This window comes from Mycobacterium persicum (assembly GCF_002086675.1).
GTDB lineage: Bacteria > Actinomycetota > Actinomycetes > Mycobacteriales > Mycobacteriaceae > Mycobacterium > Mycobacterium persicum.
Genome location: NZ_MVIF01000156.1, coordinates 1 through 7,946 on the forward strand (window position 1 = coordinate 1; position 7,946 = coordinate 7,946).

Consider the following 7,946-nt stretch of genomic DNA (forward strand, 5'->3'; position numbering starts at 1 on the left):
TCGTCGATCATCTTCAATCCCAGCGTTTTCACGTTAGAGAAACTTGGAGAAGAAGTTGAATTTGGAGTGCAATAGTTTCTACATCACCAGTTTTATTGGGCGATGTCAGCAAATCCAAGAGCTGCGCGAGCTTCTGGCTACCTGCCGACTCGTTACCGTGAACGGTCCAGGCGGGGTCGGAAAGACCCGGCTGGCCATCGAAATTTCGAGGATGCTTGAATATCCCGACGGTACCTGGATTGTGGATCTGGCCCCAGTCGCCGATCCAACAGTTGTACCAACGATCGCGGCGCACGCACTCGGTTTGATGGACCAGCCGAATCGCACGATGATGAACACCCTTAGTCGTTTCATTGGCGAGCGCAGGATGCTTATGGTATTGGACAATTGCGAGCATCTTGTGACCGCATGCAGAGAATTGGTAGTTTCACTGCTAACTGTGTGCCCGGGCTTGACAATTCTGGCGACTAGTCGTGAATCGCTCGGGGTGGCGGGTGAGATTGTCTGGTGCTTGCCGTCGCTTTCGGTTGCCGACGAGGCGATTCAACTGTTTGTCGAGCGGGCACGCCTGGTTCAACCAACGTTCGAAGTCACTGATCAGAAGCTTCGCACAATCTCCGAGATTTGTCACAGGCTCGATGGCATTCCGTTGGCAATCGAATTGGCAGCAGCGCGAGTTCGGTCTTTGTCGTTGACCCAGATCGCCGATAGTTTAGACGACCGATTTCGGCTGTTGACCGGAGGCCTAACCGCGATACCACGCCAGCAGACTTTGCGCGGTTCGATGGATTGGTCACACAATCTATTGTCTGAGAGCGAGCAAGTTGTTTTTCGCCGGCTCGCAGTGTTTCCAAGCACGTTCGACTTGGCCGCGGTGGTGGCGGTTGCTGGAGACGGCCGCGAGCCCTTTGCGGTGCTTGATCAACTCACGATGCTTGTCGACAAATCGTTGGTGGCGGTCGAAAAGGTTCAACGTCAAGCACGATATTGTCTATTGGAATCAGTTCGTGAATACGCGGCGGAAAAGCTCGTCGAATCCGGTGAGGTCGGAGTATGGAAACGGCACGCGGATTATTACACGCAGTTGGCTGCAAGCCTGGAGACGCCAGCGAGCAATGGGGGTCCGTTGTTTGTCGAGGTGGCTGAGACCGAGCTGGAAAATTTTCGTGCGGCGTTCATGTGGAACCGTAAAGAGGGGCACATTTCAGTCGCATTAAGTCTCGCTTCCTTATTGCAGCCGGTATGGCTCGGACGTGGCCGCCAGCACGAAGGTTTGGCCTGGCTGGATTCGATTCTTGGAGCCGAATACGACATTCAGTCTGAAATAAGACCCGGAGTCTGGGCGCGGGCACTTGCCGACAGAGTCTTGCTCAGTACGTTGTTGGCATCGACTGCAGTTGGCGCGCCGACCGTACTCTCGCAGGCACATCAAGCGCTGGCGCTAGCGCGTGAAGTGGGTGATCCGGCTGTATTGACTCGGGCGCTCGTCGCCTGCGGATGGTGCAGTGGTTACGACCCGATCGCGGCTCAAGAGTACTTCGGCGAAGCCATGGAGGTCGCGAGGACGATCGGCGATAGGTGGTCATTGAACCGAATTCGTTACTGGCGGTTGGCCTCCGCCTGCATTGCGGGCGATCCGACAGAATTGCGAGGAGCGAGTGATCAAGCCTTCGAACTTGCGGACGCTATCGGGGATCGATTCGTTGCGCGGCAATGTCGTTTATGGGCTTGCGCGGCGTATGCCTGGGAAGGTTACCTGGCCGACGCACTTGAGCGATGCTGTGAGGTTACCATCGAAGCCGAGGACGCCACCGACATTGTTACCCAATCGCTAGGTTTGTACCTGCAAGCGTGGTTGTCGGCTCACAAAGACGGCGCAGCGGCCCTGGTAGCGGCCGATGCTTGTGTGAAATCCGTAAGTGAGTTAGGCAAAGTCTTTGAGGATTGCGCTTATTCAGTAGTGGCATACGCGGCCTTGGCCGCAGGCGATATCGGCGCCATCGAGGCGTACAACCTCACCGTTGAACATCTCGCACCTGAACGCCAATTGCCTGTCCACCATGCAGTCGCGGCGCAGTTGGCCTTGATACAAGGCGATGTCGCAACTGCGCAACGGCTGGCCGACCAGGCTGTAAATTCCACTAGCGGGTGGCATCTCATGATGGCACTGAAAACACGCGCTCACATCGCGATCGCGCAGGAAAGACTCGGCCAGGCCCGCGATGACGCCCATGCCGCGGTGAATTGCGGTGTCAAATTGCAGGCCTACTTGGGGATGCCCGATCTGTTGGAGGTGTTGGCCCACTTAGGCGGGGAGGCAGGTAGTCACCATGAAGCGGTGCGTCTTCTGGGCGCTTCGGCAGCCCAACGGGAACATACCGGAGAAGTCCGCTTCAAGGTCTGGGACGGCGACTATCAGGCCTTGGTTGCCCGGCTGCGTTCGGCGATTGGTGGCCAGGAGTTCGATTCCGCCTGGACCGAAGGCAACGCAATGTCGATCGACGAAGCGATCGCTTACGCACAGCGTGGCCGGGGTAAACGTACACGGCCTGCGACCGGATGGGCATCTTTGACCCCAGCTGAACACAATGTCGTCAATTTGGTTACCAAAGGAATGACCAACAAGGAAATCGCGAAAAAGCTCTTCCTTTCGCCGCGCACTGTGCAAACACATCTGACCAAGATTTACGGCAAGCTTAACATCACGTCACGGGTACAACTCACCCAACAAGCCGCGCGCCACCGCTGATCATCATGCCCCATCTTCGTCAAACCGCTAGGGGCAGCAGGTTTGTTCAGGACAGTGCGGGCGGCCGACTCGACATCTACCGTGTCGGTTGTCTTGCCGCGGCTGCATCGTTCAGCCCCGCTCGCGCGGTTGGCACCAGTTAAACCTCACAGTCGTAAATCTTCGGGATGCTCCCAACCAACAGGACCGCTATACACCTTTACGCTCCGGTTCGTATCTTGCTTGGTATCGTGCCAATAGAAGGTGTGCACGAAACCCAGGGCGGCTCAACGAAATCCACCAGACCATATCAGGTCGGAAGAGCCTACACTTTCTGGACGCAACTAGCTGCCATGTGAGACCGGCCGAGCACACCGATCGTGTATGAACCTGCTTGGGGCTGTTCGGCATTAGGATCTTGAGTCTGTGACTGCCCGAGCTCGTCTCTGTTGGACGTGGCAGTTGTGACTAGTGGGAGGCGCTTCGGGGCGATGCCTTCGGCCAGCAGCGATTCCATCGTCGCACCGTCGACGGGGCGCGAGAACAGAAATCCCTGTGCGCGATGACAGCCTAAGTCCAGCAATATCTCCGCCGCAGAGGCGGTCTCAACGCCTTCAGCGACCACTTCGAGTCCAAATTCCTTTGCTAATGCCATGATTGCCCTCACGATCACCAGATCACTTCTGTTGCTACCGAGTTCGGCTACGAACCCCTTGTCAATCTTGATCGTGTCAACCGGCAGGGATTTCAGATGGGTGAGCACGCTGTAGCCGGTGCCGAAGTCGTCGATGGCGAGATGGACTCCGATCTCTTTTAGCCCGCAAAGTGTCTTGCGAGTGGCCTCGAGGTCTTGGACCACCGCACTTTCAGTGATTTCCAGGCAGATCAGGTTGGCGTCGAGGTTGAACTGATCCAGCGTGCTGGCCACCGTGTCAACAAATCCTCCGGCTACCAGTTGCACTGGCGAGACGTTGATGCGCAATAACGCATCAACGCCCAAACCGGCCGACCGCCATCGACGGAATTCTGCGCACGCCAAGCGCATCACCATTCGGCCCAGCTTGCCTGCAAGATTGATGGATTCGGCTACCTTGATGAATGAGTCAGGCAACAACAAGCCCCGCGTCGGGTGTTGCCAGCGGACAAGCGCCTCAGCGCCCAGAATCTTGCCGTTGCGCATGTCTATCTCGGGAAGGTAATGCAGCACCAGGTCAGTATCGATCATCCCTGCCAAGTGCAATTCAACGTCCGTTTGCAGTGCATGTTGTGTTCTTACCTCGTGGTTGAGAACGACAACCTTACCGCCGCCAACGCTTTTCGCCGATAGCGCCGACTGATCGGCCCTGCGCAGCAGCTCTGATGCGGTGTCGTGTCCCGGGAGACCGCTGGCAACGCCGATGCTCACAGTGCGGGTGAGCGCCTCGCCATCAATCACCACTTGTTTTTTCAGCTGCGTCTGCAGGCGATGTGCGAACAACTCGGCAGCATCGATCGACATCGGCTCGGCCGGCACCACTACGAACTCGTCTCCACCAAAACGGCCCACGCACGCCGAATCTTGGGTTGCCTCGCGCAGCCGGTGGGCAAGGACCTTGATCAGTTGATCACCAGCGGCGTGACCGAGATAGTCGTTAACCAGTTTGAGCCGATCGAGATCGAGGAAGAGCAACGACACCGGGCCGGGCTGACCGCTTGCCAGCCGATTATTGAGATGAGCGGTTAGAGCTCGTCGGTTCAACAACCCGGTTAAATCATCATGGTCCGCCAAGTATCGCAATTGTTCTTCGGCAACGATACGGGCCTGCAATCGTTCTTCGGCAATGAGGCGTGCCTGCAACTGCGCGAAAAGAGTTGCAATCGCTTGAAGTGCGTACAACTCGTCCGCATGCCATCGCCGGTCACCGTACTTGACGAAGCCGAGGACGCCGGTAGTGACCTCTCCGGAGAGCAACGGTACGCACGCCAGGGAAACGGCCGGCACGGCAGTGCCTTGCTGGATGCGACGCTGGTAGTCCACATTGGCCCGTTCGGGATGCAACACGAGCGGGTCTTTGGCGTGCTCGCACAGGGCAAAAATCGGATCTGCGTCATCGAAATACACGACGCCGATCGGATCGGGATCGGGCACATAATCGCGTTGCGGCCACTCCGCGACCAGCCTCGTCGCACGAATGTTGTGATCGTTGTGACGAAGAAAGCCTGCATCGACGCCGAAGTGATTTACCAAGTCGGCTAGCACCCGTTTACTAATCAAATCCGCGGTGGTCACCGTAGCCACCATGAGCTCCGAGGCCACCGCAGTGACAAGCTCGTCTAGGGAACGGCTCATGGTCGTAATCCAGCCGCTCACACCGACACCACTCGGATGCGATCAAGACTGCGGCGGCTCCGCACCGAGGTGGACCGGGCGGTCGTTAATCGGAGCACCAGTGCGATGGAGTCTTGGGCCGAGACGGGGAACAAACTGTGAAAGTCGCTGCGTAGCTTGCCCAACTCATCAGCGAACTGGGCAGACAATGCGTGCAGCTCGCTCGCTTCATGGGTGTAGATAAATGCCGGCGAAATCGGCTGCACGCCAAGCAGGTAACGGTTTGCGGCGATCCATACTGCCTCAACCGTCGATCCGCCGCGAGCATAGTCGGTCAACGTACGCCCAGCGACCAAAACCACGGCGAGTGCAGAACTGGCTGTGACGCGACGGTGAGTGTCTTGGCCCAGCGCAGTGCCGGCGCTCCACTGGGCCAAGAGCTCCATCACATCCGTACGACGCAGCAGGTCCAACTCGACAAGCTGATCGCGAGCCATTTCGAGGCTGCACACCTCGATACCAGTGTCCGGAAACGGATCTCCCGGCCAGCGCAGCTCCGACATCATTTCCGCGTGCAGCCGTGGCGTCAGAAAACGGATACGGTCAGCAGCAGCTAGGATGGCGGCCGCACGAGCGATATCGTCCCGTGTGGTCAACAAATGCACATGCGCGCCTTCGGCGGCCGCCGCTTCCCTAAGCACGTCGATCGTTTCGACCGGGATCGGTGTCGGTTCGCCGTGGTGGCGGTTGGTCTCGCGGGCGAGCATGGGTTCATAAATGGCAGCCAGTCCGGGATCTTGTCCGGTACCTAGAGTCAAGGTAGCCCGCAGCGGCGTGCCGCCTCTGTTTTCAGCCAAGTTCGTCGGCCCGAGGACACCATAGGCAGCGGCTGCAACCTTGGCGTTGAACAACGCTGCCCCTACCGCGACGGCGCTGGCGCGGTAACCGACGTCGAGGCTGACCGTGTGTTCCGGCGCGACGTCAATCACCAGGGCATCGGAGCGAGCTTCGATGCGCCAGGGCTGTTGGTTACCGCCTGAAGGCGCGCGCATCGCGGCAGCGCCGATGACATCAGCAACCCCGGCCACCGGGTGTTGTACACGCTTCGGCCTCACGGCATGGTGCCTGGGCTGGTCTGGCTCGGTGAGTTGGTTGAGCGCTGCGCCGATGTCGATCCGAGTGCGACCCGAATGCAGCTGCTCGCCGAGACCGATTCGGCGCACCGCTTCGGCCAGGGCCGAAGCTCCCAGTGCCACTTCTCCGGCCAGCTGGGGCCAGGTCGACAGCGTGTGATCGATCTCAACTAATGAAGCCGCGTTACGGGACGACAGGCATTTGGCTTCCAGCAATCGCAGGATGTACGGAATCTTCTCACGGCTGCTCATCGCAGCAAGCGATCGGACATCAAGGTCACCGAGCAAGCCGTGCAATATTGGGCGTTGCGGCTCCAAGTCGAACCGCTCGATATCGACTAGGCCGCGGTCACTGGTGGACATCAACACCGGGATGCCACGGCTGCGGGCGCTCTCACGTAAACAGGTCTTGATCTCGAGCGAATCGCATTCCTCCACAACGATATCCAGGCCCTCTAGGAATTCTTCAACGGTGTCTGGGGGTGAGGCCAGCGTCAAACACGCGCAATGTCAGATAGGGATCTAGCTCGGCGATGCGGCGCGCAGCTACCTCCGCCTTATTGGTTCCAAGGTCGAACACCGTGGCGGGCACCCTGTTGAGGTGGTTAGACAGCTCCAGACAATCGAAATCCGCCAAACGAAGTTGCCCGCATGGGCCTTGGGCGGCAAGCGTATAAGCGATCACATGCCCCACACTTAGCCCAGCCACCCCGATGCGCAGTGCACCCAACTGAGCCTGCTCTTCGGTAGTAATCCCATTGCGGTTGCGATCCAACCGCAGGGTGCGAAACGCGCGCGGGCCCAGTACCGCCACGACGGCCCGTCGCCACGGGTAATGCACCCATCGGCTCGGCTCGGCGAACAGCTCCGGATCCGGCTTTGGTCGCAAGCTCGACAATTCCTGCAGTTGCCGGCCAAGATGGTCAACAAATTCGACGGTAGGGTCGGCACGAAGTCGCTCTAGCACTGCGACATCAGCGGGGTCGTCGGAGACCAGGACCCGCGCGGGCCGGCCCGCATCGGGCTCATTGCTCACCGAAGGGGTCCCAAGGTTGCGCCCCGACGGAGCGGCCGCATTAGTCGGGCCGTGCCACGATCATCAGCTATCGAATGCGCCGCGATCGGATAAGGGGCACCCAACCAGCGCACCCCGGCTCGCGGAATTGACTGGCCAGTCCCGCTGTCGCCTGATTCGTCACAAAACAATCGTTGAATCATGACTTCGAGCTGGAAGCCACACCGCATGTATGGCCACCGGTTGCAGGTCTTGGTGTGCAGCGAGTTGCGGCAGTTAGGACCGAACCCCGACGGCCATCCGGCGATGTCAGGTCGTGTTGCACGATAAGCGCCCTCAAAGGACTTGCTTAGCCAGCTTTGATCGTCCCGCTCATGCGTGCCTGACATCATGACCGCGAGTTGTGGCACACAGGCCTTCGTGGAGGCCTTCCCGCGCTCGGCCTCGCAAGACCGCACGGTATTGGCAGGTGCACAGCCCAGGCCTTCGCCAGCTGCCACCTCGGCTGCGGTCATGCTCACAGTTTCCCTCACTATCGACGGACTCGCGGCCACGCACCCACCGCGAGAACCAAAAGCCCTCTACAGCTGACCAAGACTCGGCGTGAGGAACATCAGCCAAAGTGCGCATTTTTCCCATCGACATATTCAGGACGGGTCGGTTCCGGTCTAAGAGCGAGGGTGCCCGTGATGCCTCACGTCAATATGCCCGCGAAAATTAGTCGATGCCTCACGTAGGAATGCCCGCGAAATATGGTGGTTC

General features: G+C 58.9%; 2 protein-coding genes and 1 pseudogene. 1 reads left to right on the forward strand and 2 read right to left on the reverse strand.

The genetic code is table 11. The features are described 5' to 3' along the window. The first annotated feature begins 43 nt into the window (after positions 1–43). The gene (locus BST40_RS26625) at positions 44–2,749 is read left to right on the forward strand and encodes a helix-turn-helix transcriptional regulator (protein ID WP_208618936.1); all 2,706 of its coding nucleotides are present in this window, start codon (positions 44–46) and stop codon (positions 2,747–2,749) included. A gap of 304 nt (positions 2,750–3,053) precedes the next feature. Here the strand turns inward: BST40_RS26625 and BST40_RS26630 are convergent, their stop codons facing one another. Both BST40_RS26630 and BST40_RS26635 read right to left on the reverse strand, forming a co-directional pair. Beyond that, entirely contained in the window at positions 3,054–5,057 is a 2,004-nt protein-coding gene (locus tag BST40_RS26630; protein ID WP_082275698.1) for a bifunctional diguanylate cyclase/phosphodiesterase, read from the reverse strand. Positions 5,058–5,074: 17 nt separating this feature from the next. Next, positions 5,075–7,205, reverse strand: a pseudogene (locus BST40_RS26635) (Rv1355c family protein). Positions 7,206–7,946: the final 741 nt, after the last annotated feature.